Raw genomic sequence first — 26882 nt, 5'->3', positions numbered from 1 at the left:
CTTCAAACAAGCCTGCAACCACATTGAAAAGGTGCCTTCGGAATTGAAGGCACCTTTTCTTTATGAAGGAAAGTACAAACTATTGAATGCCTGTTGACTTCAAGTACTCCTGCCACTGCTTGGTGTATTCTGCCTGAATTTTTTCCAACCCTGCTTGTTTAGCCTTCTCCATAAATGTGTTCAATCCAGCCTCTACGTCTGCCACCAAACCTACATTAAGCGGATACAGATATTGTTTTTCTACTTGTTCCAATGCAGCCTTCTCGGCTTGGTACGGTGTCCAGTCTTCAGCAAATCCGGTATAAATATCCGGCTTCTTGATTTTGTCGAGATCTTCAAACATGGTCAGCACGTCATCAAAGGTTTTGTCATAGAGCATGAATTCTGGGTTACGCCATGCCCAACCATTCATGCCCTCACGCGGGAAGCCATTTGTTTGTGCATCGCCTACCATCTTGTAGTATCCATTATCTACCTCGAAGTTTTTGCCTTCAACGCCGTATTCAGTCAACCAGTTATATCGTTTGTCTGTCACCAGTTTCTCATAAAATGCCAATGCTTTTTCCGGGTTTTTACTGCTACGCGGAATCGCAAAACCATTGTGGATCGGGTGAACCGGTTGTGCAAACCCTTTCGCATTCGGGTACGGGAAATAAGCCAGTTTCCAATCTGGATGAGTAGACTGCACCTTGATGACATCTGCATTAAATTTGTTCGGGTTCTCCCCGGACAGAACAACAGCCGCTTTTCCATTTTGCAGCAATGAGTTGGAAGTATCCTTTACATTCAGTACGTTTTTCGGGAAAAAGCCTTTATCCATCCAGCGTTTGTATGTTTTCAGGTCTTCCAGGTGTTGCGCGGATCCCCAGTAGGACGTCACGGTCGATGGTGAGTCATACATAATATCCAGTCCATATGGAAGTTGACCTGCTGTATTAACCAGCTTGGATGTTAATTGACGAATACCATGGGTATGGTTGGCATTGCTATCGGCAATCGGAATCATATTGGGTTCGTTGGCTTTGATGCCCTCCAGATATGCTTCGAGCGTCTCCAAGGATTCCGGTTTCGGAAGATTGTACTTCTCGCGCAAGTCCTCACGGTACGCAATCCCCTCGGTTACATACTCAATCCAAGTTGATGGAACAGTATAGATTTTGTCATTGATTTTGACAGCATTCCACATGTCATCAGGTACATGAGCTTTCAGCGCCGGCGCTGCTGTAGGCAGCATTTCATCCAGTGGCAGGAACGCACCCTTCTTGGCATAGGACTGGTAGAATGTCCAATCCGCTGTGAAGATCAGATCGATCGGCTGCCCGGAAGACAGCAACAGTTTATATTTTTGATCCCAGTCGGTCCATGAGGTGTAGTTGAATTTCACATTGACGTTCAGATCAGCCTCCGCCAGCTTATTGATCTCGGATTCAATAACAGGTAGATCTTTCGGAGCATCCCCAAGCATGTAAAATTGAAGCGTGACTTTCTCGCCTTTGTTCTCGGATGTTCCTCCCTGCTCGCTTCCTTGCGTCGATCCCCCCGAACCGTTATTACATGCGGCAAGTACCCCGGCGAACAACATCAGGGCAAGTACCAGAGACAGGTGCCGAATTGTTTTGTTACGCATATGCATCCTCCCTTTTTGTGGTGAACCTTTATATGTTAGCGCAGACTCGCCATGTTTCAGACCGGAAATGATGTCAATGGCCTGACACCCACAGCGTGTTCACGTTCTAACCTTTCACTGCACCAATGGTGAGTCCTTTAACAAAATAACGTTGTACAAACGGATACAGGAACAAAATCGGTCCCGTTACAACGATGGCCATTGCCATCTTGGTTGATTCGGTAGGCACATCCTGACTGAGTGTGATCCCTGTGCCAATCGCCATCTGGTCAATGAATGTGATCGTGTTCATCGTGTTGTAGAGATAAAATTGCAGTTGGTACATATCCGGGTTGTTAATGAAGAGGGATGAGGTAAACCAGTCATTCCAGTAACCGAGTGCCAAGAACAGACCTACGGTGGCGATACCAGGCATCGCCAGTTTCAACACAATGCTGAAATAGATGCGGAAGTCATTCGCTCCATCAATTTTGGCGGACTCAATCAATTCATCCGGCACTGCCGAGCGAATGAAGTTTTTCATCAGGATAATGAGGAATGGCGTCATCAACCCCGGGAAAATCAGTACGGTGTACGTATCTGTGAGATTGAAGTAGTTCGCCAACATAATGTACCAAGGCACAAGTCCCCCACCAAACAGGGTTGTGAAGTAGATAAAAAACGAGAACGTGTTCCGATATTTAAAATCCTTACGCTGGAGCACAAATCCGGCCATCGTGATGAGGAACAGCCCAAGCGTAGTCCCCACCACCGTTGTAAAGACCGTTACCCCATAAGCCTTGAGTACCTTTGTAGGGAATGTAAAAACCATTTTGTAACCTTCCAGGGAAAAGTCCGTTGGAAAGAGGTGATAACCATCCCTCACAATGGACTCGTTGCTGCTGAATGAACCGGATAAAATCAGCAGAAACGGTAGCAAGCACATGATTGATAAAATGATGATGAAGCTGTAGGAAATCAGTTGAAACATGAAAGTGAATTCCGAATCTCTGAGACGAGTATTCGTACGAGTGTGAGTATTCATTGGCGTGTTCATGATCGTTCTCCCTCCTGCCCTGCGGGCGTTCTAGAACAAGGCGTAGTCCTCATTTACTTTGCGGATAATATAGTTGACGGTCATGATCAAAATGAATCCAAACAAGGACTGATACAGACCAGCTGCCGTTGCCATCCCGATATCAAACGTTACTTTCAGTGAACGATACACATACGTATCAATAATATCTGTAGCGTTGTACAACACCCCGTTGTTGCCGATCAGTTGATAGAACAGGTCAAACTGCCCCTTCATAATGCTGCCGAGTGAGAACAACAGCAGGATGACAAAGGTTGGCTTCAGCATCGGTACTGTAATGTACCAGATCCGCTGAAATATATTGGCCCCGTCGATTCGGGCAGCCTCATAATACTCATCACTGATACCCGTTATGGCGGCCAGATAGATGACCATGCTGTATCCAAGATTTTTCCATAGGTAAAAGATGATGATCAGGAATACCCAGATCCAGGGTGTGTTATAAATGTCGACCGGGCCGGCCTCAAAACGTTTGAGCACCGTGTTCACAAAACCCGACTCGTAGTTAAACATGTTGTAAGCGATTACACTTAATAGTACAAATGAGATGAAATACGGCAAGAACATGACGGATTGCGTAATTTTTTTGAATAACCTGCCCCGGATCTCGCTAAGCATGATCGCACAGAAGATCGCCAGACCGTTTCCTAATATAATGAAGGCGAGATTGTAACCCACGGTATTGGTTGTGAGCTTGAGCAACATTCCGGATTGCCATAGGAACTTAAAGTTCTCCAGACCGACAAATGGACTGCCAAATAATCCGCCTTCAAAATCATACCGGGTGAACGCATAATAGATGCCGACCATCGGAAAATACGAGTTAATCAGAAAAAAGATCAGCGTGGGCAACAGCATCAGAAACATGATTTTGTTTTTGTTCAATTCTTTGAGCATGGCTCGATCCCTCCCGAATTTCTTGCGGTGCTACGTGGTGGAGCTCTCTTTTTATTGTAGATGCTCTCTTCACTCACGGATACTGAAGCTTCCCTTCAGAAAATGAACGATTCTGCGAAATGAACTATGAACAAAATGAACGAACCATGAAATGAACAGACATCCACACACATCCGTTCACAAATGTTGATATCGTGCATAGGCTACACCTAGTGAACAATCCAGCGAAAGTTGAACTTTATGTAGAGAAAACAGGCAAAACAGCCTGTCCATCATTGATGTAAACGCATACATAATATATAATTCAAGTTACTCTTGCTCTTCTGCTCATCCAACTATGAAGCCTCACGTATGTATATGAAATTCTATGTGGTTCACCCAAAATAGGAGGTTTGAGGGGGAAACAGAATGCGTAAACGTTCAGAGGACAGTCAGCAGGTCTTCACACGGATTCTGATCGGCATTATTATCAGTACCGTCGCTACCTTACTTGTGGCTTCTTCTATTTTGTACGTCAACTATAATCGAATTGCTCTTCGCCAGGTGTATCGTACAGATATGAACAGTCTTACTCAAACCAGCCGTGAAGTGGCCAAAATGACCGAGACTGCAAAATCATTGTCATATCAGATTTATCAGGACTACACCATCTCTTCATTACTGCTTTATTCCAAACCAAATATCTATGAAATCACATCGGCGATGGAGCAGCTCGACAACTACCGTATGTCCCTTCCCTTTATTGAATCCATCTATGTATATAACTCCAAAAGTAATGAATTCTTTATCAGTTCCGACGTGCGCAATGGGCAGCAGTCCATCTCGGAGATCGACGATCAGGGGATTAAAAGTATCCTCCAGAACTTCCATGACTATAAACCTTTTGTTCCCATCCCGCGTACATATCAGGTCGGTTCTACCGAAGCGACAGAGGTTAACAGCTACACCTATCTCTGTTATGACACGATCAATGACAATGCCAAACTAAACTACGCTGTCATCGTTAATATCAAGGATGATTGGCTCAGTCCCAATATGAATGCTGTGGATCAACCAGGCAAAACCTTTATCGTGGATGAGAAGGGAGACCTTTTATCCGACTTTGGCGACCGTGCATTGATGAAAAATCTCTCCAGCGAAGCTTTTATGAAGCCAATTATGCAGGATACGGAGCAGTCAGCTTACTTTACCGAGAAGGTCGACGGAGAAAAATCTCTCATCACCTATACCGCTCCCGATGACCTGGGTTGGCGTTATGTGAGAATAACACCTTATGATCTGATTACCTCAGATATACGGAGTATGCGCACACATACCGTTCTGTTTTGTGTTGGACTTCTCTTCGCAGGGTTACTGCTCTCTTACCTTGTGTCCCGAAAACTATATCATCCTATTGATAAGGTGCTTGTTCGTTTACGTGTGATGGAAGCAGAGCGACGTGGCAGTCTTCATTTGTTACGGCAGGATTTTCTACGAGGGGCCCTACAGGGCCGCGAAACAGTAACTGGAGGTATGCTGGAAGAACGGATGAAGTTCTATGGTTCCTCCATTGATGTTCAGCGTGCATCCAGACTGGTATTGCTGCGTATTGACCACTTTACCGAATTTAGCGAAACGTATCGTGATGAGACCCAGCTTGTAAAATACGCCATGATGAACATCTGCACCGAGACAGCCGATCTCCACTACAATGCGGAAGCTGTGGACATGGGTGGTGATCTGATCACACTCATCTTCAATGAAAAAGCGGAAAGCCATGAACTTGGGCAACCTGCTCATAACCGGATCGAAGAGCTGCTACGTATGATGCAGGCAGCTGTAATGACCCATTTGAAATGCTCCATCTCCTGTACGATCGGCACGGAAGAAGATTCATTGGAAGACAGTATTGCATCCTACACCAGATCAGCCGAAGCTTCACTGCATCGTTTGTTCATGGGACCGGGCTGTCTGATCTATACCTCTGACATCATGGCTTATCACGCCAAGGAGTACGCATTCCCAGCAGGTAAGGAAAGACAACTTGTCGATTATCTAATGACAGGCAAGACGGAAGAAGCCAAACACGTCTATGCAGACATCGTCGGCGAGACAGCCGCATATCCATTTACCGTCTTCCAGCTAGCTTTATCCCATCTGACGATGACACTGAACCATGTACGAAATACCCTCAAGAAGAATAATCAACTCACGCTTGATTCAGTCTCGGATGGTCTGATGCTGCCTGTCAAAGACGCGGAAGACATCAGTGAAGTACATGAACACTTCTATCGGATGTTTGATGAGCTTGGTTCCAAAGTCGAGGAGAAACGTACACTGAAGCACGAAGAGTTAATTCGTAAAATCAATGGCATTATTGAGCGGGACTATGCGGACCCCAATCTATGTCTAACTTCTATCGCAGATGAGTTGGGCATGTCGCCCATCTATGTAAGCAGGCTATACAAACAGCTCACCCTGAAAGGGCTCACGGACGTAATTAACGAAACCCGCATAGCCAAGGCCCAGCATCTGCTGGTGGAGACAGAAAACTCCGTTGCCGACATTGCCGAGAGGACCGGATTCACCAACAGTTCATACTTCTATCGCATGTTCAAAAAGTTCAATGGGGTTACACCAAACGATTATCGCCGCAAAGAATTTCATTCAGAAAACTTTTGAAATCATCCCAGACTTGAGTTTATGGAGCATTGCACATGGATTGTTAATGCAAAAAAAGAGCGACCTATGAGAATGAATCATTCACCTCATGTGTCGCTCTTCTTTAATGAGTTTAAGTTAGATTTCGATTTATTCCTGTTCCTGATCTTCACCAGACTCATCAGAAGCTTCACGAACTTTATACTTGTCCAGACGTGTCTGCTGATACTCACGCAGGGCCTCTTCACCCACAATCACTTCAACCCGGTGAATGTTCATACCTTTACCCATGAATTTCTGCTCGTACTCCGTCATCACATGTTCTTCATTCAAACCATCACGATGCAGATTCAAAGAAATATTGGTCATTTGCAGGCCGAAGTCGGCAATGGCGTTGAGTGAGAAATCAAACAGCGTTTCCGAATCGGTTTTGAAATGAATCTGACCTTTGGGATTAAGCAATTCCGTGTATTTCTTCAGGAAGCGCGGGTGCGTCAAACGACGACGTGCATGCTTTGCTTTTGGCCAAGGATCGCTGAAGTTCAAATAAATACGCTCCAGTTCTTCCGGTTCAAAAACTTCTTCGATCTGTTCGATATTCGCCAGCGCCAGCTTCAGGTTAGGGGGTGTCTCCACATCAGACTGACTCCACGCATTACGAGCTTTCTCACTGGCACGACGCACCAGTTCATCATACATATCAATACCGATGAAATTAAATTCCGGATATTTATAACTCATTTGGCTGATAAATTGACCTTTACCCATACCAAATTCCACGAAGATCGGGTGATCATTGCCAAACAGTTCAGACCATTTTCCTTTATGTTGCTTAGGGTCCAGTACAACAAGATCAACTTGTTGCTCCAGATTTTCTCTTATCCCTTTTCTGCCACGTAAACGCATTTTATTCCTCCGTTTGTCCCATACTTGTCTCAGACTTATTTTGCCGAAGAACTGGCAAATTGTAAAGAGCAATGAAAAGGGAATCTTCGGATCTGCCACTTTGGGCAAATCTCAAAGATTCCCTCTTCGATTTATTTGGAATTGGGGTCCAACTACTTTAGTAGTTCATAGTCTACCTTATCTTGGTGTGAAAAATCAAATGTCTTTTCGAAAGCATCGCGAACTTTTTGTCTTGCAGCCGCTTTCACTTTCGGATTTCCATTAAAACGAACACCTGTTAAAGCCAGTGCTTCTTCTGCCGTCAATTCAACAGACACATGATTCAATTCATTGTTTTTAACTTGGGAATTCATTCATATCACCTCACGGTATAGTATGGTCCATGACGTCAACGTTGATTCAAATGCTATGATGAATAATACCCATTAGATGGTGTCTGACGCTGATTTAAATATAACATAAGGTGTAAACTATAGCAAGGAGAAAACCTTGATTTTACGGCCTATTTTTGCGTTTCGATTCCCTTTTTTTTTCGTTTTTTGATACAATGATAAAAGTTCATGAAGACACCTATAATCGCTATCCATCGTCTATGACGGAAATCGCATAGCGCTTCTTCTTTTGTTCACGTATGATTACGGTAATTCGACAGCCAAAGGAGTACCCTGAAGATGAATGCACCTGCATTACAGTCCCCTCTCCTGCGGGGAGATAAACGATTCCATACCTGGAATTATGAGATGCGCGATCAATTTAACAATAAGGTTTTCAAAGTGATGCTGGATGCTGGATTCACCTGTCCCAACCGCGATGGTTCCATTGCCAAAGGTGGCTGCACCTTCTGCAGTGCGCGTGGGTCAGGCGATTTTGCTGGCAGCAGACGTGAAGATCTGGTCACCCAATTCAATACAATTCGAGATAAACAGCACCTCAAGTGGCCTACAGCCCATTATATTGGCTATTTCCAAGCCTATACGAATACGTATGCTCCGGTTGAGGAGCTGCGCGAATATTTTGAAGAAATTCTTGAGCAACCCGGTGTTGTTGGTTTGTCCATCGCCACTCGCCCGGATTGTTTGCCAGATGACGTTGTTGATTATTTGGCTGAACTGAACGAACGCACCTATCTGTGGGTTGAGATGGGCCTTCAAACGATCCATGATTCCACATCAACATTGATTAATCGCGCGCACGACACGAAGTGTTACGAAGAAGCGGTTGAGAAACTGCGAAAACGGAATATACGAGTGTGTACACATATCATATATGGTCTGCCTCAAGAGACACATGAGATGATGCTGGAGACTGGACGGGCAGTTGCCAATATGGATGTACAGGGAATCAAGATTCACCTGCTGCATCTGATGCGCAAAACACCAATGGTGAAGCAATACGAAGCTGGTCTTTTACGTTTTCTGGATCAGGACGAGTACATCAAACTGATCGTAGATACACTGGAGATGCTTCCACCGGAAATGATCGTGCACCGTCTTACAGGTGACGCACCGCGTGATCTGCTGATTGGACCGATGTGGTCCATGAACAAATGGGAAGTGTTGAACTCCATTGATCGTGAGCTGCGAGAGCGGGATTCATGGCAAGGTAAGTATTGGAGGCGAGCATAGATGGGCTTTCTTTCGGTTCTCAGCTGTGCACATCAGTGGATTGCTTCCCGTCTGCAGCCAGGTGATCTGGCCATAGATGCAACGGTTGGTACAGGAGCAGACACACTATTTTTGGCACAACAAGTAGGCAGGCGTGGTCAAGTCATTGGATTCGATATTCAAAGTGAAGCCCTCACGCTGGCACAGGCCCGGATTCGAAAACAAACCGATGAAGCCAAGCTTGGCTCCATCTCCATGCTGCAACTAAGCCATGATCGAATGGCAGAAGCGGTTCCTGAGTCATGGCTTGGTGCGGTTGGTGCAGTTATGTTTAATCTGGGGTACCTGCCTTCAGAAAGTGCAGATTCCTCCATCATCACCGAGACTGACAGCACGATCGCTGCACTCGAGGCTGCACTCGCTTTATTACGCCCTCGCGGAATCATTACGGTTGTACTCTACCCCGGTCATGACGGAGGCGCACAGGAAGCGGCAGCCGTATTGGAATGGTCCTCTGCCCTGCCGGTGGAACAGGCACAGGTTGTGATGTATCGCCAATTGCAGCGAGAAACTTCTCCTTTTCTGATCGGAATCGAGAAAAAATAATTTCCTTTGTTCACCAAATACAATAAACTAGACACAATCGCAAGGTGAGCTATTAACGACTTTTTCTTACTGCGATCTGTGTTCTACATCTACATATGCAAACGTATTCACTTGTTTGCTCATGGCGACTACATGCCCATGACTGATTAAAGCGATCCACCATTTCATATACTAGAGGAGAGATTACTGATGTCTACGCCATACCCACTACAATTCCAACCTGAATTCAAAGAACGTGTATGGGGCGGTCGTGCGCTGGAGCAATTCGGCCTTACGCCCCCTGAAGGACATATCGGAGAAGGATGGATGATTGCGGATCATCCAAACGGTACAACCAAGGTATTAAATGGAGCACTGGCTGGCAAGGGTCTGGATGAAGTTCGTGAACAACTGGGCACCGAATGGCTTGGAACCAAAGGCGTTTCCGAAAAAGGCGGCCGTTTCCCCCTTCTGATTAAGCTGCTTGACTGCAACGATGACCTGTCCGTGCAGGTTCATCCAACAGACGAGTATGAGGCACTTCCTCCTGGCGAGCTTGGCAAAACAGAAATGTGGTATGTACTCGATGCAAAACCGGGCGCACACATCATCTATGGCTTGAATGAAGGCGTTGATCGGGCAACATTAAAAGAAGCATTGGAAAACGGAACGGTGATGGATACCCTTCGTCAGGTACCTGTAGAAGCTGGTGATACGTTCTTTATCCCTGCCGGAACAGTACATGCGCTCTGTGCAGGTGTCGTTGTCGCTGAGATTCAGCAAAACTCGGATACGACGTACCGAATTTACGATTACAATCGTCCAGGGCTGGATGGCAAACCACGTGAGTTGCATGTTGAAGACTCCTTAAATGTCACCGCTTATGAGGGCGCAGGTGCCTCAACGATGAAAACAAATAACGCTACTCCTGGTGAATGGCTCAAGCTTGCGGAATGCCCTTATTTTGTGGTGGAAAAAGGGATTGTGACTGAACGGTGGGAACTCTCCACCAATCCTGACAGCTTCACGATTCTCGTTGTCTGTGAAGGCGAAGGAACACTTTCGTGGGCACATGCTGAATCAGACAACATTGAATTGAAAGCTGGACAATGTTATCTCTTGCCAGCCAATCTGGGTTCTTATACATTAGATGGAAATACCACTGTTCTTCGCTCTTATCTGCCCTAAATCAAGCTTATATGTAACCTGTGAAGGAGGAATTACACGAGATGCAGGAATCTACCTTTGCCTTGGTCGCTAGTGAAGGTACCCGTATTCATGTGTACCGCTGGCTTCCCGATCCGGAATGCAACGTTAAAGGTGTAGTGCAAATTGCACATGGCATGGGCGAGACGGCAGCCCGATACGCAGAATTTGCCAGCATTCTTACCCAAAATGGCTATGCGGTCTATGCCAATGACCATCGGGGTCATGGCAAAACTGTGGAGAATGCCAAGTTGCTTGGTAATGCTGGTATCGATGCCTTCCGCTGGATGGCGAGTGATATGATCAATTTGGGCGAAGTAGCCACCAAGGAGAATCCTGGGGTGCCCCTGTTTCTAATGGGACATAGCATGGGCTCATTCTTGGTACAACATCTCATGTACGCTGGTCATGAGCAGTACCATGCCTTTATTTTATCCGGGACAAACGGCAGACGCGGTCTGCTCCGATTTGGAGAGAAGTTGGCCTTCTTGCAGTGCGGCATTCAGGGTGCTACCCACCCCAGCATGCTGCTCAACGCAATTGTATTTGGTGGATTTAACCGCTCTTTCCGCCCTGCAACGACACCATTTGATTGGTTGTCCCGGGACTCACAAGAGGTTCAGCGATTCATTGATGATCCCCTGTGCGGAGCAGTCTGTACAGCAGGCTTTTTCCGCGACTTCTTCAAATTGCTGCTTGAAGTACATCTTCCACACAATATGGAGCGCATACCCAAACACAAACCCGTTTACCTGTTCTCAGGTGAGAAGGACCCTGTCGGACTTCATGGCAAAGGCGTTCTTAATCTGGTCTCTCAGTATAAGAAGCTTCAGCTGGAGAATATTGAGTATCGCCTGTATCCGGATGGACGCCATGAAATGCTGCATGAGATCAACCGAACAGAAGTGGCTCAGCATGTTGTGAACTGGTTAGAGCGGAATACCCCTGGCCCGAATACACACCCTAGTCCGTTGAACCGTACTGAGACGGCTGACTCTATATAATAGAGTCGGAGACATATCAAGAGCAAAAAGAAACCCCAGAATCGGATGTACAGCTCACGCTGCGCACCAGTTCAGGGGTTTTCTTGTTAAGCGATATGAATGATAGCTATAATCAAACGTTATGGATTAACCTTCAATTAACAGGGATTCCGGGTCTTCAAGCAGTTCTTTCACGGTCACGAGGAAACGAACAGCTTCACTACCGTCGATAATCCGATGATCGTAGGACAACGCGATGTACATCATTGGACGGTTCTCCATCCGTTCTGCATCAATCGCCACTGGACGAAGCTGGATCTTATGCATCCCCAGAATACCCACTTGAGGTGTATTCAGAATTGGCGTAGACAACAAGGAACCAAATGTTCCACCATTGGTGATGGTGAACGTTCCACCTTGCAGATCAGATAACGCCAAAGTGTTGGAACGAGCTTTGGATGCCAGGTCCGCAATGCTCTTCTCGATCTCGGCAAAGCCCAGACGATCTGCATCACGCACAACCGGTACAACCAGTCCTTCCTTCGCAGATACGGCGATGCCGATATCATAATACTTTTTGAGTACAACATCTTCGCCATCAATCTCTGCGTTAATTGTAGGGAATTTTTTCAGAGCCCCCACAACCGCTTTGGTGAAGAAGGACATGAAGCCCAGGTTAATTTCATGTTTCTCTTTGAACTTGTCCTTACGGCGTTTACGTACATCCATGATCGCAGTCATATCAACTTCATTAAACGTAGTCAACATGGCTGCTGTCTGCTGAGCCTCTACCAGACGTTTCGCAATGGTTGCACGACGGCGAGACATCCGCTGACGCTCCACTGGTTTGGTATAGGTTGAATTTCCAGCTGCCGGAGCACTTGGTGCTGCTGGAGCTTTACTCGCAGGTGGAGCAGCAGGAGCAGGCGCCTGATTGTTATGACTCTTCACATCATCCTGGTATACCCGTCCAATCGGATCTTTGCTCTGAACCTGATCCAGTTCGATACCACGTTCACGTGCAAGCTTACGGGCAGACGGTGAAGCCGTCTTGGCACTATCGGATGACTCCGGTGCTGCCGCAACAGGTGCTGGTGGTGGTGTTGGAGCTTCAGGTGCAGGAGTAACGGCCTTTTTCTCTTCAGCTGCTGGTTCGGAAGCGGGTGCACCGCTTCCTCCTCCAGAACCAGCTGAGAGTGTACCGATCGTTTCACCGATCACTACCGTCTCTCCTTCCTGACGAATGATCTTCTCCAGCACGCCACTTTCTTCGGCGCTGATCTCAATATTTACTTTATCCGTTTCCAGTTCAAGAAGCACATCACCCTGATTAACGGTATCCCCTTCTTTAACCATCCATCTGGATACAGTTCCCTCAGTTATTGACTCACCCATTGCAGGTACTTTAATTTCACTCACAGCTGTTACCTCCCCAGTGGAATATTATTCTTCGTCGTTTGTTTCAACGCAGATGTAATAATCTGTTGCTGTTCCATACTATGCACAAGCTGATAACCGCTGGAAGGACTTGCGTGTTCCGGGCGACCTTCGTATCTAACGGTTGTGCCTTCCGGGGCAACTTCACGAAGACGAGGCTCCATGTATGTCCAGGCACCCATGTTTTTGTTTTCTTCCTGTACCCATACCAGTTCTTTTACATTGCTGAAACGTGCGAGTATGCGTTTAATCTCTTCTGCCGGGAACGGATATAGCTGTTCCACTCGAATGATGTGAAGCCATGACCAATCTGCTTTATCTTTTTCAAAAGCATCTTCCAAGTCAATGGCAATCTTGCCACTGCACAAAATAATGCGCTCTACGCGATCCGGCTGTGTACCCAGTCCGGCTTGCTCCAGCACAAGCTCAAACTTGCCTTCACTGAATTCGACTGCCGGTGAAGCAACACGCGGATTCCGAATGAGACTTTTCGGTGACATCATCACAAGTGGACGAGCATCTTCCGTTTCAGTCAAGGAAGCTTGACGACGCAACAAGTGGAAGTACTGAGAAGCACTCGACAAGTTGGCAACCGTCATGTTGTCTTCTGCACAAAGCTGAAGGAAGCGTTCAAGACGAGCACTTGTATGCTCAGGTCCCTGACCCTCATTCGCATGTGGAAGCAACATGACCAGACTGGATTTCTGAGACCACTTGGCACGACCCGCTGATACAAACTGATCAAAGATAACCTGTGCACAGTTGGCAAAGTCACCGAATTGAGCTTCCCAGATGACCAGTGTATCGGGTGAATATACGTTATATCCGTATTCGAATCCAACAACGGATTCTTCAGACAACGGACTGTTATAGATTGCAAAGGATGCTCTTGCCTGTGGCAAGTGATGTAATGGGCAGAACTTTGCTCCATTCTCCGAATCATGCAACACCAGATTCCGATGAGCGAATGTAGCACGCTCGGCATCCTGTCCACTAATCCGAATTGGCTTGCCATCTGCCAGAATGGTTGCAAATGCGAGTGTCTCCGCAAGGCTCCAATCCACTTTTTCCCCTTCGTTCAGGGAAGTGCTCCGGCGTTGCAAAATCCGCTGTAACTTCGGATACACATTGAAGTTCTCAGGCCATTTCAGCAGATCGGCATTAATGCTGCGCAGATTCTCCAGCGGTACCGCAGTCGGAGTAATCGTAACAGCTTCCGGCTCACTGATTTTCCGCTGATAATATTCATGTACTTCATTTTTCTTCATCTGGTCATAAGCTTCTTTTAATTTGTTCGTTACTCCATCGCGAATGCTCGTAATGGATGCATCATCGATAATCGATTCCTCTTTCAACTGATCCTGATACAAGTGGCTTACCGTTGGATGGTTTTTCACCTTGTCATAAACGATAGGTTGAGTCGTTTCTGGATCATCGGTTTCGTTATGGCCGTAGCGACGGTAACCGATCAAGTCGATCAGGAAATCCTTTTTGAAACGATTGCGATACTCGGCTGCCATACGAATGGCTGCAATACAAGCATCCGGATTGTCCGCATTCACGTGTACAATCGGAATTTCGTACCCTTTAGCAAGGTCACTTGCGTAGTACGTTGAACGGGAATCACTGCTATCTGTAGTGAAACCCAGACGATTGTTGACGATAATATGGATGGTTCCACCATTCTGATATCCTGGCAGAGCTTTGAAGTTAAGCGTCTCTGCAACGATCCCTTCTCCAGGGAATGCTGCATCACCATGCATCAAAATGGTAGCTGCCTTAGTCACGTCCTGCTTCGGATATCCTGGGTCACGACGGTCATCCTGAGCCGCACGTGCAAACCCTTGTACAACCGGATTAACGTATTCCAGATGGCTCGGGTTATTCGCCAGAGTAAGGCGTGCCTGCACAGTTTCCCCGTCTTTCACAAAACGGTTGGCACCCATATGATATTTGACATCCCCCGTCCAACCGTAGTTGATTCCAGTCGATCCTTCCGATGGAACCAAATCTTTGTTCGGAGCATGATGAAATTCAGAGAAAATTTTGCTGTACGGTTTGCCCAAAACATGAGCCAGCACATTTAACCGTCCACGGTGGGCCATACCCATCAGAATGTGGCTTGATCCGGCTTCTGCCATGATGCGAACAGCTTCATCCAGCATCGGCACAAGCACATCGTTACCTTCGATGGAGAAACGTTTCTGCCCAACAAATGTTTTGTGAAGATAATCTTCAAATTGCTCAACTTCAACCAAACGTTCCAGCAAAGCCTTACGTTCTTTCGGCGTAAGTGGAGCCGGTGATGTCCGGGATTCCGCACGACGATTCAGCCACTCACGCTCTTGAACTTCGTGCACATGACTGAATTCGTAGGCCATGGGTCCAGTGTATATCTGACGCAAGCGTTGGATTGCATCCCATCCGGTTGCTGTCTGTCCATCTGCACCTTCCCAGATCAGGGAAGCAGGCAAAGCTTTCAGATCTTCTTCGTTTAATTCAAAATGCTGAGGTTCCAGCAAAGATGTGTCTGTATCTTCACTGATTCCAAGCGGATCTATATCTGCAGCAAGATGACCATAGGTACGGATGTTCCATACCAGTTTACCCGCTGTAACCGCTTTCTGTAATAGTTGAATGTCTACGCTTCCGGAAGCCGATTGGGCGTTGCCGGAATTCAAGGTTGTGCGTGCATCCCTGCCAGACATCGGCGGTGCACCCCATTGTTCAAATAGTTCACGATAAGCCGGTGTAACCGAACCAGGGTCTTGAGTGAATAATTCATATTGTTCCTGTACGTATCCCATATTGGGGCCATAGTAACTTTCCCAGGGCTTCTTGTTGCCTTCCACGATCGTCATCGACGTTCCCTCCGTCTTGATTTAGTCATAAGTTTTTGACGGAAATCATTGACTAAGCCGTAATTTGCGTTCGTTCAACATTTTAAGCGAAATTTTTCATGAAGTCCAATAATCGTGCTGTTGGTGGTAGTAACGTTAGTCCGACGCTCCCGTCAAGGTTTGTCTGCGTTTTCAAAATCAAAGTAAAACAATGATTGTATATACCGTCGCACAGATGTCGAATACTGTCCTGATCCGTTCGAAGGTTACACTTTCTCCTCTTCTTCAAGTGAAGTCCATGTTCTACTCTCTATTCTATAAACTTTTACGCTCAGGAGCATTTCCTATTTTTAGTTCAATTGATGCATAAATTAGATGAATCGAATAAATCGGTCAATTTGGGTAGAACAACGAACGCTTAATTATAACAAAATAGGCATACGATCTCCCATTTTACCTCCTTAATTGAATTGTGGTCCATTATGTTCAAAAACAAACCGTCAAGTTAAACATTAACCATTTGACGTCACATTCAACAAATAATTGGGGTTTTCTTCAGGAGACACACAGCAAAAAGCTGGCCCAGACATAAATTATCCGAGCAGCTTCTTTGGATTCAGCATATTTCACCCCAGCAAATACTTCCTATTTCTTTCCATCCTCTGTAACAGCATCCAAATCTATGGCCATACGGATCATATCCACACAGCGGATACCATCCTCTATAATCTCTTCCTCATAGTGCCTCACAAAGAAGTCACGATCAACCCCGATAATGCGAAAACCGCAACGTTGGTATAACTTCAATTGATGAAAACTAGAGTTGCCTGTCCCAATCTCGAGAATCCGGCAGCCCAATCTACGTGCAGCTTCCATCGCTTCCTTAATCATGTGTTTGCCTACACCTTGTCCCTGCAGTTCTTCCTGTACGGCAATATTAACAATCTCCGCAGTCTCTGGACGAGTCTTCAACAATACGAACTCCCCAACCATCTCTCCTTCATACTCGGCAATAAAACAAACACCCCGACTCAGGTACTCATCTACAATTGCTTTTGAAGGATCAGCCATCAATAAAAGTTCGTACGGTCTCTCTTCTTCCCAGTCCAAAATCCGGAACGACAATTTCATGCCAATCTCCACCTTTTCATCGTACAATATTCATTTACGTTCTGTTTGCAGAAGCCTATGTATGGCAAATCCACAAATATATCATTCTTCATTTCAACAAACTAGTTTACTCAAGCTATTAATCACACACTATTACCCACAGACTAGTCATCTCCTATAAAAATAGTAAACTTCATTATATCATAATATTTGGATATAAATATATAGATATGGATGATACATTATGAGGCATTATTTTATATCCTAACCCAAGCTTAAATGCTCATGGATTAATTTCCATTCCCCATCAAGCGTCGCCGCAATGTATCCTTGCAGGGCATGCTGGTATCCCATGATTTTTCCTCCTTCTGACGGTTTAACTTATCGGGTCCCACTCTGTTCAAGTACCGAATCGCTATACACCATAAATGTCTCTTGCAGTGTACGTCCGGATGACTTCTCCCAGATCACGCTGCGCTCAAAAGTACCTTTTTGGAAAAAACGCGGGAAACGTTCAGCAAACCAATCCTGCATAGGCAGCTCAAAAACCCGCTTCATAGGCACCCATAACAGTTCGCCTTCGGGCGGATCTTGCAATAACCGACCCTCGAATGAAGTCGCCAAATAGTTAAATACCATGTACCGCAATCCTTGTTCGGGATCACAGAACTCATCAAGCCCTTTATACGTAATCTCATTAACTACTAGCCCTGTCTCCTCCAGAACCTCCCGCACGGCACCATCCACGATACTCTCCGGAAAATCTACCTTCCCCCCAGGAGCAATGTATCCCGGAAATCCTTTGCGGTCCGGCCGATTCATTAACAACACCTGATCATTCATTTTGTCCCATACCATACACATCGTTAATATCTCTATTCTAGTATCCATATTCGTCCTCCTGCTAACGTGCGTTTCTCTGCTGTACACTAACATTTCTGGGAATAACCTGTGTTTTCCTTCTTTATTCCCACTCTGATTCATTGGTATTTTCACCGGTCTCACAGTATAGTCTATGATGATATATATGCATACGAAAGGCGGACGCCCTGTACACCTGTACATCAGAAGCCCGCCTGTTTTGTGATATTCTATGCTGCTCTTTCCTCAAGCCTGGAGTTTCCAGTTCTCAGTTCAATTCCGTAATCAACACCCGGCGTTCCTTCCATTCAGCCCGGCGATAAGCCTGTTGCATACCAAATTTGCGGATACTTGCCTTTGGCACCGATTTATAAGGCAAAACGATCGTAAAGTCCTCATCAAACGGGAAAAACGACAGGCCTACTTTTTCATTGGATAACCACTCTGCCTGAATCGGTTGTCTGGAACAGGCATCAAACGTACAACTGAGCCCTTCTGCAAAAAAATCATAACGCGCAGCAGGTGTTCCCGGTTCCTCCATACAGAGAAACAGACTGAGCTGATCACAGAAAAGCATGATCTCCACATCACTTTGCAGCCTCTGTTTCAGTGCTTCAGCATCACCACCAAGCTGTTTCTCCCAATCCAGCTGACGTTCGTGTTCTTGTTGCAGATAATCTCGGATGTCATCATCATCCTGAGCATTGGCCCCCAGATTTTTCTGAAATAGCTCGGTGTACATCAAGCTACACAATAATCCGGCGTAGAGGTTTTTCTCACGAACTTCTTCAATCCCTTTATGGTAGAATACAAAACGCGGACGCAATGGAAAGTCACGAAACGAATACGGCGATTGACTGTAATCATTCCAGAACGGAGACGAATCCAGTTCAATCCAGCCACGGTCATGTTCCTTGGCCGCTAGAATCAATTCATCCCGATGCGCAGCATCGGCTAATAATTCATTTTTCCAGTGGGAAGCCATCTCTCCGGCTACTAATCCATGCTCATGCTGTGCGGTCAAAACAAAATCATGCTCTCTCTCATATACGATCATGTGCTGTCACCCTTCCGCATGGTATACGTTGACTTTAACATAAATTGGGTTAAACTTTCCTAGTAAGTTGTTTTTCGCTCCATTTTGACGAAAGGCATTATGAAATGCACAATGTAAAGGTGTTGTCAGTTTCCTGAAATTTGATACACTAAAGGTTGTGTCCACAATTATATTACATACAGAAAGCGGGATCTCATGAATTTATACTCTCCTTACATCGAGTTTAACCGCAAGGAATGGGCTGAACTTAAAGAACATCAGACCACTCTTCCACTGACGGAAGCCGAATTAGAACAGTTAAAGGGATTGAATGAAGAGGTATCGATTCAAGAAGTCGAAGATATATATTTGCCTCTTACCCACTTTATTGACCTATATGCAAGAGTTTCACGAGAGCTGAATCAACTGACGGCCTCCTTTATGAAAAAAGAAGCCCTACCCACCCCCTACATCATTGGAATCGGGGGTAGTGTTGCCGTGGGCAAAAGTACAGCGGCCCGCTTGCTACAGGCACTGCTCGCCAGAGGTAAGAATAGCCCGAAGGTTGACCTTGTCACAACCGACGGTTTCTTATATCCCAATGCGGTGCTGCAAGAGAAGGGCATCATGAACCGCAAGGGATTCCCGGAAAGCTATGATATCAAATCCCTGATTCAGTTCATGGGTGATGTGAAATCAGGCAAGCCCGAAGTGAAAGCACCCGTCTACTCTCACCTCGCCTACGATGTCATTCAAGGGGAAGAGAAGCCGATCTGTCAACCGGATATTCTCATTATTGAAGGTATCAATGTACTTCAGATCAAAAAGGAAACGCCTTTGCTGGTTAGTGATTTCTTCGATTTTTCCATCTACATTGATGCGGAAGAAGAGCATATACGACACTGGTACGTTGAGCGTTTCAAGCTACTCCGCAATACAGCGTTCCAGAACACGGATTCCTTTTTCCATCAACGATTCGCCAATATTGATGAAGAAGAAACCGTGCGTACGGCCAATCAGATCTGGCAAGATATCAATGCCAAAAACTTGCATGAAAACATTTTGCCAACCAAAGGACGTGCCAGACTGATTCTGAAAAAGGAAGCCGATCACTCCATTGGGCAGATTCAATTGCGCAAACTGTAGACAACACTCGTGCAGTACACTTTGATGTTATATCTAATTACCCCTAAAAGGAGAGAAAAACACATTGCAAACCCTGATTATACTCGGCAGTATTATGATGTTCCTGGCTGTTGCTTTGGGTGCCTTTGGCGCACACGCGCTCAAGCGCAAATTATCAGCTGACATGATCAAAATCTATGAAACCGGTGTTCAATATCACCTCATCCACGGACTTGGCATCATCCTGATCGGACTGCTGGCAGACCGTCTTGAATCCTCTTCACTCGTCATGCTTGCCGGATGGCTGATGTTCGCCGGAATCATCCTGTTCTCTGGCAGCCTGTACGTTTTAAGTGTAACGGGTGTTCGCAGATTGGGAGCCATTACCCCACTTGGCGGAGTCGCATTTTTGGCTGGATGGGTTATGATCATGATTGCCGCATTGTAAATATGCCCCGTGGATAAACGAAAAGAGTGTTCTCGCTGATATAATATCGCTGGAGCACTCTTTTACTGTTTAATCTGTCCAAATTCTTCGAATGGTGGATAGCCCTGCATCTGACCGTTGTCGCTCCAGCACATACACATCCGGGTTAGAAAGTTTGCTCCACTCTTCATAACCAAAGGATGGTTCATACTCATGAATAAGCAGTGATAACAAGTTTCCATGTGTAACCACGGCCCCGTGCTGTTCTGGTCTGCTCCATAACTCTTCCAGTAGTGCCAGACCCCTTGCAGCCGCGTTTCTCGAAGATTCCCCGCCTTCTTCCACCCAATCCACATCATCGTATGTACGTTTCAGTACATCTATCCAGTTAGGCAGATCAAGTGAGCTAAGTATCCTCTCCTGGAGACGTTCATCCGTATGTATATGTTGCAGCGTTGCTATGCCCAGTGGCATAGCCGTCTGAACGGCCCTTTCCCATGGACTGGAGACAATGTACGTTATGGAGTGATGAGCCAAGATATTGGCAAGTTTTTCAGCCTGCCTGATCCCTTCATCTGTAAGCTCTGCATGGGGTTCCTGCCCTGTGGCCTTGGCGTGACGGATAAGATAAATGGACTGCATAGCTATTACCTCCTATGGTGTAACCTACATAGAGTTCATCTCAAGATATTGAAGTGCACTGTACATCTTCTCCTGCTCTTCCGGTCGGCCTGATGAACTGAGGAAAGTGACTTGTTTCCCTGTTCTGTCTCCATGTTGAGCCACCAGTCCAAGCCGCTGCTTCAGATGGTTCACCGTGCCTGTACTGCCATCAATAATCTGTATATGATCGGGCAGAACCGTGCGCAGAATGGACGTATAGAATGGATAATGCGTGCAACCAAGCACCACTGTGCCATACCCATGAAGATCGAGATCTGCCAGCTTCAACCGGAAATAATCAGCGATTTTGTCCGGTTCAAAATCCAGCTGTTCACACCACTCCACAAGTTCCGGCAGCGCAATGGAATCCACACTGTGGTGATCATCAACACGTGATACCAGTTCGTTATACTTGGTTTGGCTCAAGGTGAGGGCCGTAGCAAATACAAGCACCCTCTTCCCACTGTTGCGATTCATCTCCACGGCTGGTTTCACCGCAGGCTCCATGCCAATGATCGGGATATCATACTTGGCGCGCAGATCCTTCACAGCCAGACTTGTTGCTGTATTACAAGCAATCACGATGGCTTGAACATCCTCCTGAACGATGGCTTCCACACAATCAAAAATATGTCCTCTAACCTCATCCGCAGACTTGGTTCCATACGGGACATGCAGGGTATCCGCGTAATACAGAAATTTTTCTTCAGGAAACTGTTGTAATGCCTTATGCAAAACGGTTAAACCACCGATGCCTGAATCAAAAAAAGCAATTTTCTTATTCAAGGATTTCACCTCTATAATGTATTCTTTCGGGTTCCAAGAACCTCTCAATGCTGCTCATGCTGACTGGAGGTGAGGTTTGTACTTCCGGCTCATCACACACTACAGTGCTTGACGGCTTGCGGGAACCATTCCGGTTACGGATCGTTCTTCTGATCGCTAACAAAGGCGAACGCTATCGCTTCTTCAGAATCGATTCCGCCCCCTCCATTACTTCCGCTAAGTCAGGTACTATAGAGAAGATAAACCATTATTCTACGCTCATTTTATACTGTCTGAGCCAGTCCTTGCCACTATGCCACGCCTCTACAGGGTTAAGCTCTCCGAGCATTTCAGTACTTGCCTGAGCCATGATCCATTCCTTAAGACCATTATCCGGACTGGATTCGAGCTGCTGTAGCAGCAGATGCAATCCTTCCTCACCCGTATTCAAGATGTCGTCGTAAGCCTCCCGGTTACCAGCAATATAATCATTCGGATTGCTGCTGGTCAGGAGGACAGGGTCGCTAACCATCTGCTGCAGGTTGCTTTCAATCGATGCTGTTAATGCTTGGTCTTCTGTCCGAATCGAACATGCTGCTACCGTCAATGCTGTGCATACGGATAACAAACCCAGAATCAGTCTTCTCCGATTCACTGTACCACTCCTTTCAACAACGAGTTAACGCAACAGATTCGACTTTCATGCTCAAGCCCTCGGCCAACTACAGAACAAGTTCCCATTGTTCTTCGGTAAGCCCCTGACCTGACAACATCTGCTTGCGGACTTCCTTCACTTCAAAGCCCACAGATTGATATAATCTACGCGCGCCATGGGTGATAAATTCAGCAAAGCTATGATCATAATTATACTCGTTTCGATAAATTCGGATATGCGCTTCAATGACATACTGCAGATCCTTTTGTACGAAAGTGCGGATCATCAGACATCACAGCCCTTCCTCAAATCCACAGTTGTGATACTGAAATCCACACCGAACTGGATTAATCCGAGTTTACGGGCAACATGCTGTGAAGCGAGATTATCCCAAGATGTACTGTAGATTGGCATGCGTCCACGCTCCTTGACATAATACTGCCAGCACTTTACCGTTTCCGCTGCATATCCATGTCCTCTATAACCGGGTGCCGTATATAGGCTCGCTTCCGCCCCATGATTGGAGAGCCTCGCGGAGCAGCACACTGCCACAGCAGAATCCCCAATAACATAAGCGGCAACAGGGCTTTTTTCATACAAGTAGTCTGTTAATTCAGGGAAATGCTCTGCCAGCGAATAACGCTGCTCCTGACCAATCAACTGAACCTTCTGATTCCACTCGTGAGATATCTCAGGAAAAGCATAGGCGGGTCCCATCCACACACGGTTAACTGGCTCAAAGGTTTCCACCTTGCGAATCAGTTTCGGAATATCCAACGGAAGCTCGCAATCCTTCCCCAACTCATCCATTAGATCCGGCGGTAACTGCTCATGGTAATAGATCAGTGAATCAGCAGAAGTCATGCCGATAAAAATGGCTGGAGCTTGCCCACCACCTGGCTCGTTAATGCTTATGAGACGCTGCTGCTCATTGATTGTATACAACGTGCTCACCTGTATTTTCAACATTTCCATAGACGACAGGTTGGATTTTGGAACCATAACTAAGAAGTTAACCTTTGCAATAATCGTTTGCCTTCACTGCCTTTACCAGCTTCCTGCCGCTCCAAACAAATGAAACATGCATAGATGTCTTTATATGGTCCTGACAAGGCATATCTGCACATCATCTGCACCCCCTTAATAATTTCCATTATACGGGATTTCACACACACATACGAATGGATTTTGCATATTTGCGAAAATTCCGCCCACTCACTCATTGACCTTACAAGGTAGCTTCTTTCCATGCCTCACCGAGTTCCGCAATCGTTGCATACCGCTCGGACCGATCGGCGCTCACTGCACGCATCACAACCTGATACAACGCTTCTCCGGCATCCCATCTGGCATAGGAACGATCTTTCTCCCCGCCAAGCAACCCAAACGCCATTGCCCCCATGTTGAATACATTGGTAACCACATCTATGGGTGCGCCTAGCTCAAACTCTTCGGGAGACATAAAGCGGGAAGAACCCCACATACGCCCCATGGTATTGGTAAAAGAGCCCTTGCGATACAGATCAATATCACAAATTCTCATAAAGTTTCTGTCAAAATCATAGATCAGACTGCCATCATACAGATCAACAGCCACATACCCTCTTCGTTCCACCTCGATATGAAAATCCAGAATCTGTTCCATCGCCCGAATGCGTGTCTCCACTGGAAGCTGTCTGAACCGATAATAAGGTGAACGCGGATCTTCATACTTGGCTGGAGGCGGAAAATACCAGTGGGAATGCAGACATTCCCCATCTACCCAGTCGAAGACACAGGCATAGCCCTCATCCGTTGCAAAATGATCCGTTAGTCGAATCAACGTGTCATGTGCCAAATCTTTATAGACGGAAACAGATGATTTCAGATTACGAATGGCTTCCGGGGGACTTCCCGTATGATTCGCATGAATTGTATGTGCTCCCGCATATTTAACGAACAATTTCTTTCCATCCTCTCGCACAATCCCGAAGCTCAGGTTCCCTGAATCCTGCTGATCGAATACGCGAAAGATCTTACCCATGGGCCGTAACCAATCAAAAGAATGAGACTCTTTTAAGACAAAGGAAATACCATCGATCTCAAGTTCAACTTGATCTGTCATAGGGCTCCTCCTGTTGTGATATCATCATCCAATGTTGAGTGCACCGCATAAAAGTAATTCATATGCGCCTCATCATATCCCCGGCCATGGACTTCCAACGCGTTACGCTCGATGCCATAAACTTCAAATCCATATCGCTCGTATAAACGTCGGGCTGATTCATTGGTTGTCACTACACTCAGATTAATCTGCTTGATACCTTCCAGATGTCTTCCCCGATCCAGCACCTCGCGGAGCAAACGCGAAGCCAGCCCACTTCCCCGATATGGCGGAGCAACATAGACGCCCCAGATCATGCCTTTGTGCCTGAGCTTCAGGCCGTGTTCCCTTTTGAAACCCATCATTCCCGCCAGTGTTCCTTCTGTTGTATATGCGCCTAGAATATAATCATCGGGCTCATTATGTATGCGTTCCTGCACTTCATTCATAGGGATCTGAATGGACAATTCAAACGAAGCCCCAAAGGCTTCAGGATGTGTTTTCAGTGCTTCCAGTCGCAAAGGCCAGTAGATGTCTGCTTCATCCCGCTGAATATTGCGAATGATATAGGTCTCTTGCTTTCGACCTTCGTTCATTCTTCGACCACTCCCTGCATCTCATAAGGATAATCGATCTGAAGTTTTACATTCGCTGCCGCTTCCTGTCCTGCAAGCAACCCAACAACATAAATCCCAAGGTCAATGGACGTGGCTACTCCACCAGCCGTAATTACATTTCCATCTTTTACAATCCGCTTCTGAATCACCTCGGTGACATACGGCTCAAGCAAATTATATGCACGGGGATGTGTTGTTGCTTTTTTGCCGGATAAAAAACCAGCTGCACCCAGCAGCAGAGAGCCTGTGCACACCGAAACCTTCAATGGTACAGACGCAGCCTGTCTCAGCCAACCTACAAATGCCTCGTCATATCGAAGCTTGCGCGTTCCCATGCCCCCGGGGATGAACACGAGATCATATTCCGAGAGGTCAGGCTTCACTCGATCCACCTTCATCGTTAAACCAGACTCATCCGTAACCTGATCTGTCATGGCACAGGTTTCCCACGTCGTTCCTTTGGTTGGTTCAAAGAAATTCAACCGATTGATCACATCATAAAACCCTGCAAAATCAAGGAAAGTCAGTCCATCAAACAAAACGAATGCAATTTTCATTGGTAACCTCCGCGTTTTAATTTGGAGCATCCTGATTATGTTTCTGATTCCGATCACGTTCCATTGCTTCCTTCACCCGGTCACGCGCTGGCAGCTTGCTATTGATATGAAAGAGCAGACCCACAATCGCAAGAAGTAAAATAATGACGATGAATTCGAATATGGCTAACCCCTCCTATTCGCAAACTGTACAATTTTGGCTCCTACCTAATCTCTATTTTAAACCACGGGCGATAATCCGCTCCAGCCACTTCCAGGGTAGCACGGCTTTGCCTATGATGAGCACACGCGAACCTTTTCCCAGCGCATATCGAAGCCTTGGTGCACGCATCCGTGCAATTCGGCCAATCAGATCAGCTACCTCCTGTGGATCAGGTGCCGTCTCGCTTGCATGTTGGGAATAACGAAGAACCGCATCCAGTTTATGTTTATACGGAGAGTCCTCGCTCCGATGAATCTCACCCAAACCTTTATTCCAGATCGGCGTGCGATAAGATCCAGGCTCAACTAATACCACCCGAACACCGAACGAAGATATCTCATGACGCAAACTTTCCGTGAATCCTTCCACAGCGAATTTGGAGGCAGCATAGGGCGCATACCCTGGAAAACCGGACAACCCACTTACACTGGACAAGTTAATAATCAGCCCCTGCTTCTGTTCACGCATCACAGGCAGGACCGCACGTGTCACGGCGATTAATCCAAATAGATTCGTTTCCATCTGGCGCCGCCAATCCTCCATCGATACTTCCTCAATGAACCCGCCCACCGCAAATCCTGCATTGTTCACCAGCATGTCGATTCGGCCATTATTATGAAGTACGGACCGCACAGCTTTCTGCACGGATTCAGCATCGGTCACGTCCAGTTGCACATATTGCAAACGTTCAGCTAACCCCGCCTGTTCAGCCAGTTTCACCAATTCTTCTCTTCGACTCAGATCACGCATTGTAGCAACAACAAGATACCCCTGCTTAGCAAGGGTGATTGCGGTGAGCATACCAAAACCACTGGATGTACCCGTAATTAAGGCCACCGGAGCGTTCGCTCTCTCCTTTGTCTTCTTCACTGCACCAAGACCCGTGTTAATGCGCCCCTGGCCGTCCTTTGTTAAGTGTTCCTCTGCTGTCACGGTGTGTCCTTCTTTCCTCGGTAAATTACTTACTTCCGTTCCTACCTA

Annotated in this window: 27 protein-coding genes; 7 read left to right on the top strand and 20 right to left on the bottom strand. The window is 46.4% G+C overall.

Annotated features, from left to right (window positions below; genetic code table 11):
- Positions 1-79: 79 nt before the first annotated feature.
- From BS614_RS12620 to BS614_RS12610, 3 genes are all read right to left on the bottom strand, one after another.
- Positions 80-1633, bottom strand: coding sequence for an ABC transporter substrate-binding protein (locus BS614_RS12620; RefSeq protein WP_074094287.1), 1554 nt, complete (start codon positions 1631-1633; stop codon positions 80-82).
- Positions 1634-1733: 100 nt separating this feature from the next.
- Positions 1734-2597, bottom strand: a complete 864-nt coding sequence (locus BS614_RS12615; protein WP_373865007.1) for a carbohydrate ABC transporter permease — start codon at positions 2595-2597, stop codon at positions 1734-1736.
- 96 nt (positions 2598-2693) lie between these two features.
- On the bottom strand, positions 2694-3599 hold the full coding sequence (locus BS614_RS12610; protein ID WP_017689672.1) for an ABC transporter permease: 906 nt from the start codon (positions 3597-3599) through the stop codon (positions 2694-2696).
- A 408-nt stretch (positions 3600-4007) separates the two neighbouring features.
- On the opposite strand from BS614_RS12610, the gene BS614_RS12605 reads away from it, so the two are divergent.
- Positions 4008-6260: an AraC family transcriptional regulator gene (locus BS614_RS12605; protein WP_074094286.1), complete on the top strand. Its 2253-nt coding sequence runs from the start codon at positions 4008-4010 to the stop codon at positions 6258-6260.
- 129 nt (positions 6261-6389) lie between these two features.
- On the opposite strand, the gene trmB is transcribed toward BS614_RS12605, so the two are convergent.
- Together trmB and BS614_RS12595 are read right to left on the bottom strand one after the other, a co-directional pair.
- The gene (gene trmB / locus BS614_RS12600; protein WP_074094285.1) at positions 6390-7145 is read right to left on the bottom strand and encodes a tRNA (guanosine(46)-N7)-methyltransferase TrmB; all 756 of its coding nucleotides are present in this window, start codon (positions 7143-7145) and stop codon (positions 6390-6392) included.
- A 152-nt stretch (positions 7146-7297) separates the two neighbouring features.
- The gene (locus tag BS614_RS12595) at positions 7298-7498 is read right to left on the bottom strand and encodes a hypothetical protein (protein ID WP_036610190.1); all 201 of its coding nucleotides are present in this window, start codon (positions 7496-7498) and stop codon (positions 7298-7300) included.
- 318 nt (positions 7499-7816) lie between these two features.
- Here BS614_RS12595 and mnmL point away from each other — a divergent pair, with 318 nt between their 5' ends.
- The 4 genes from mnmL to BS614_RS12575 all read left to right on the top strand — a co-directional run bounded on the left by mnmL (position 7817) and on the right by BS614_RS12575 (position 11544).
- Entirely contained in the window at positions 7817-8770 is a 954-nt protein-coding gene (gene mnmL, locus BS614_RS12590) for a tRNA modification radical SAM protein MnmL/YtqA (protein WP_074094284.1), read from the top strand.
- The gene (gene mnmM / locus BS614_RS12585; RefSeq protein ID WP_074094283.1) at positions 8771-9355 is read left to right on the top strand and encodes a tRNA 5-(aminomethyl)-2-thiouridylate-methyltransferase MnmM; all 585 of its coding nucleotides are present in this window, start codon (positions 8771-8773) and stop codon (positions 9353-9355) included. It begins immediately after the preceding gene.
- Positions 9356-9544: 189 nt separating this feature from the next.
- On the top strand, positions 9545-10522 hold the full coding sequence (locus BS614_RS12580) for a type I phosphomannose isomerase catalytic subunit (protein WP_062833413.1): 978 nt from the start codon (positions 9545-9547) through the stop codon (positions 10520-10522).
- Between the two features lie 41 nt (positions 10523-10563).
- A complete protein-coding gene (locus tag BS614_RS12575) occupies positions 10564-11544 on the top strand; it encodes an alpha/beta fold hydrolase (protein ID WP_074094282.1) in 981 nt (326 codons plus the stop codon).
- A 126-nt stretch (positions 11545-11670) separates the two neighbouring features.
- Here the strand turns inward: BS614_RS12575 and odhB are convergent, their stop codons facing one another.
- From odhB to BS614_RS12550, 5 genes are all read right to left on the bottom strand, one after another.
- Positions 11671-12942 (bottom strand): 2-oxoglutarate dehydrogenase complex dihydrolipoyllysine-residue succinyltransferase, encoded by a 1272-nt coding sequence (odhB, locus tag BS614_RS12570; protein WP_074094281.1) that lies wholly within the window; start codon positions 12940-12942, stop codon positions 11671-11673.
- Between the two features lie 5 nt (positions 12943-12947).
- Positions 12948-15821: a 2-oxoglutarate dehydrogenase E1 component gene (locus tag BS614_RS12565; RefSeq protein WP_047842236.1), complete on the bottom strand. Its 2874-nt coding sequence runs from the start codon at positions 15819-15821 to the stop codon at positions 12948-12950.
- A 624-nt stretch (positions 15822-16445) separates the two neighbouring features.
- A complete protein-coding gene (locus tag BS614_RS12560; protein WP_074094280.1) occupies positions 16446-16931 on the bottom strand; it encodes a GNAT family N-acetyltransferase in 486 nt (161 codons plus the stop codon).
- A 360-nt stretch (positions 16932-17291) separates the two neighbouring features.
- Complete coding sequence (locus BS614_RS12555) at positions 17292-17801, bottom strand: 8-oxo-dGTP diphosphatase (protein WP_074094279.1); 510 nt, start codon at positions 17799-17801, stop codon at positions 17292-17294.
- 238 nt (positions 17802-18039) lie between these two features.
- Positions 18040-18828 carry a DUF3891 family protein gene (locus BS614_RS12550; protein WP_074094278.1) on the bottom strand — a complete coding sequence of 263 codons (789 nt, stop codon included), beginning with the start codon at positions 18826-18828 and terminating at the stop codon, positions 18040-18042.
- Between the two features lie 195 nt (positions 18829-19023).
- On the opposite strand from BS614_RS12550, the gene coaA reads away from it, so the two are divergent.
- Together coaA and BS614_RS12540 are read left to right on the top strand one after the other, a co-directional pair.
- On the top strand, positions 19024-19953 hold the full coding sequence (coaA, locus tag BS614_RS12545; RefSeq protein ID WP_074094277.1) for a type I pantothenate kinase: 930 nt from the start codon (positions 19024-19026) through the stop codon (positions 19951-19953).
- A 64-nt stretch (positions 19954-20017) separates the two neighbouring features.
- Positions 20018-20380, top strand: coding sequence for a DUF423 domain-containing protein (locus BS614_RS12540; RefSeq protein WP_047842233.1), 363 nt, complete (start codon positions 20018-20020; stop codon positions 20378-20380).
- Positions 20381-20449: 69 nt separating this feature from the next.
- Here BS614_RS12540 and BS614_RS12535 read toward each other — a convergent pair whose 3' ends face one another.
- From BS614_RS12535 to BS614_RS12495, 10 genes are all read right to left on the bottom strand, one after another.
- Positions 20450-21001 (bottom strand): histidine phosphatase family protein, encoded by a 552-nt coding sequence (locus BS614_RS12535; protein ID WP_074094276.1) that lies wholly within the window; start codon positions 20999-21001, stop codon positions 20450-20452.
- 24 nt (positions 21002-21025) lie between these two features.
- Positions 21026-21808, bottom strand: a complete 783-nt coding sequence (murI, locus tag BS614_RS12530) for a glutamate racemase (protein ID WP_074094275.1) — start codon at positions 21806-21808, stop codon at positions 21026-21028.
- A gap of 247 nt (positions 21809-22055) precedes the next feature.
- The gene (locus BS614_RS12525; RefSeq protein WP_074094274.1) at positions 22056-22442 is read right to left on the bottom strand and encodes a hypothetical protein; all 387 of its coding nucleotides are present in this window, start codon (positions 22440-22442) and stop codon (positions 22056-22058) included.
- Positions 22443-22509: 67 nt separating this feature from the next.
- Entirely contained in the window at positions 22510-22728 is a 219-nt protein-coding gene (locus BS614_RS12520) for a hypothetical protein (RefSeq protein WP_074094273.1), read from the bottom strand.
- The gene (locus tag BS614_RS12515) at positions 22728-23387 is read right to left on the bottom strand and encodes a GNAT family N-acetyltransferase (protein WP_167544401.1); all 660 of its coding nucleotides are present in this window, start codon (positions 23385-23387) and stop codon (positions 22728-22730) included. Before BS614_RS12515 ends, BS614_RS12520 begins: the two co-directional genes overlap by 1 nt.
- Positions 23388-23446: 59 nt before the next feature.
- Positions 23447-23572: a hypothetical protein gene (locus BS614_RS32375; RefSeq protein ID WP_280523086.1), complete on the bottom strand. Its 126-nt coding sequence runs from the start codon at positions 23570-23572 to the stop codon at positions 23447-23449.
- Positions 23573-23670: 98 nt separating this feature from the next.
- The gene (locus tag BS614_RS12510; RefSeq protein ID WP_074094271.1) at positions 23671-24546 is read right to left on the bottom strand and encodes a serine/threonine-protein kinase; all 876 of its coding nucleotides are present in this window, start codon (positions 24544-24546) and stop codon (positions 23671-23673) included.
- Positions 24543-25121 carry a GNAT family N-acetyltransferase gene (locus BS614_RS12505; protein WP_074094270.1) on the bottom strand — a complete coding sequence of 193 codons (579 nt, stop codon included), beginning with the start codon at positions 25119-25121 and terminating at the stop codon, positions 24543-24545. The genes BS614_RS12510 and BS614_RS12505 overlap by 4 nt, the downstream gene beginning before the upstream one ends.
- A complete protein-coding gene (locus tag BS614_RS12500; RefSeq protein WP_074094269.1) occupies positions 25118-25699 on the bottom strand; it encodes a DJ-1/PfpI family protein in 582 nt (193 codons plus the stop codon). The genes BS614_RS12505 and BS614_RS12500 overlap by 4 nt, the downstream gene beginning before the upstream one ends.
- Before the next feature lie 214 nt (positions 25700-25913).
- On the bottom strand, positions 25914-26834 hold the full coding sequence (locus BS614_RS12495) for an SDR family oxidoreductase (protein ID WP_244898313.1): 921 nt from the start codon (positions 26832-26834) through the stop codon (positions 25914-25916).
- Positions 26835-26882: the final 48 nt, after the last annotated feature.

It is taken from the genome of Paenibacillus xylanexedens, assembly GCF_001908275.1.
Lineage (GTDB): Bacteria > Bacillota > Bacilli > Paenibacillales > Paenibacillaceae > Paenibacillus > Paenibacillus xylanexedens_A.
This window is presented reverse-complemented; position numbering and strand designations above follow the sequence as displayed.

What these genes read in the sequence shown, in the direction of transcription:
- BS614_RS12555 (WP_074094279.1), bottom strand. Translation starts at nt 17,801, where the DNA reads ATGGATACTAGAATAGAGATATTAACGATGTGTATGGTATGGGACAAA.
- BS614_RS12580 (WP_062833413.1), top strand. Translation starts at nt 9,545, where the DNA reads ATGTCTACGCCATACCCACTACAATTCCAACCTGAATTCAAAGAACGT.
- BS614_RS12575 (WP_074094282.1), top strand. Translation starts at nt 10,564, where the DNA reads ATGCAGGAATCTACCTTTGCCTTGGTCGCTAGTGAAGGTACCCGTATT.
- mnmM (WP_074094283.1), top strand. Translation starts at nt 8,771, where the DNA reads ATGGGCTTTCTTTCGGTTCTCAGCTGTGCACATCAGTGGATTGCTTCC.
- trmB (WP_074094285.1), bottom strand. Translation starts at nt 7,145, where the DNA reads ATGCGTTTACGTGGCAGAAAAGGGATAAGAGAAAATCTGGAGCAACAA.
- BS614_RS12595 (WP_036610190.1), bottom strand. Translation starts at nt 7,498, where the DNA reads ATGAATTCCCAAGTTAAAAACAATGAATTGAATCATGTGTCTGTTGAA.
- BS614_RS12535 (WP_074094276.1), bottom strand. Translation starts at nt 21,001, where the DNA reads ATGCAGTCCATTTATCTTATCCGTCACGCCAAGGCCACAGGGCAGGAA.
- BS614_RS12620 (WP_074094287.1), bottom strand. Translation starts at nt 1,633, where the DNA reads ATGCATATGCGTAACAAAACAATTCGGCACCTGTCTCTGGTACTTGCC.
- BS614_RS12505 (WP_074094270.1), bottom strand. Translation starts at nt 25,121, where the DNA reads ATGAACGAAGGTCGAAAGCAAGAGACCTATATCATTCGCAATATTCAG.
- mnmL (WP_074094284.1), top strand. Translation starts at nt 7,817, where the DNA reads ATGAATGCACCTGCATTACAGTCCCCTCTCCTGCGGGGAGATAAACGA.
- BS614_RS12550 (WP_074094278.1), bottom strand. Translation starts at nt 18,828, where the DNA reads ATGATCGTATATGAGAGAGAGCATGATTTTGTTTTGACCGCACAGCAT.
- coaA (WP_074094277.1), top strand. Translation starts at nt 19,024, where the DNA reads ATGAATTTATACTCTCCTTACATCGAGTTTAACCGCAAGGAATGGGCT.
- BS614_RS12610 (WP_017689672.1), bottom strand. Translation starts at nt 3,599, where the DNA reads ATGCTCAAAGAATTGAACAAAAACAAAATCATGTTTCTGATGCTGTTG.
- BS614_RS12565 (WP_047842236.1), bottom strand. Translation starts at nt 15,821, where the DNA reads ATGACGATCGTGGAAGGCAACAAGAAGCCCTGGGAAAGTTACTATGGC.
- BS614_RS12500 (WP_074094269.1), bottom strand. Translation starts at nt 25,699, where the DNA reads ATGAAAATTGCATTCGTTTTGTTTGATGGACTGACTTTCCTTGATTTT.
- BS614_RS12520 (WP_074094273.1), bottom strand. Translation starts at nt 22,728, where the DNA reads ATGATCCGCACTTTCGTACAAAAGGATCTGCAGTATGTCATTGAAGCG.
- BS614_RS12605 (WP_074094286.1), top strand. Translation starts at nt 4,008, where the DNA reads ATGCGTAAACGTTCAGAGGACAGTCAGCAGGTCTTCACACGGATTCTG.
- BS614_RS12560 (WP_074094280.1), bottom strand. Translation starts at nt 16,931, where the DNA reads ATGAAATTGTCGTTCCGGATTTTGGACTGGGAAGAAGAGAGACCGTAC.
- BS614_RS12615 (WP_373865007.1), bottom strand. Translation starts at nt 2,597, where the DNA reads ATGTTTCAACTGATTTCCTACAGCTTCATCATCATTTTATCAATCATG.
- BS614_RS32375 (WP_280523086.1), bottom strand. Translation starts at nt 23,572, where the DNA reads ATGATGTGCAGATATGCCTTGTCAGGACCATATAAAGACATCTATGCA.
- BS614_RS12510 (WP_074094271.1), bottom strand. Translation starts at nt 24,546, where the DNA reads ATGACAGATCAAGTTGAACTTGAGATCGATGGTATTTCCTTTGTCTTA.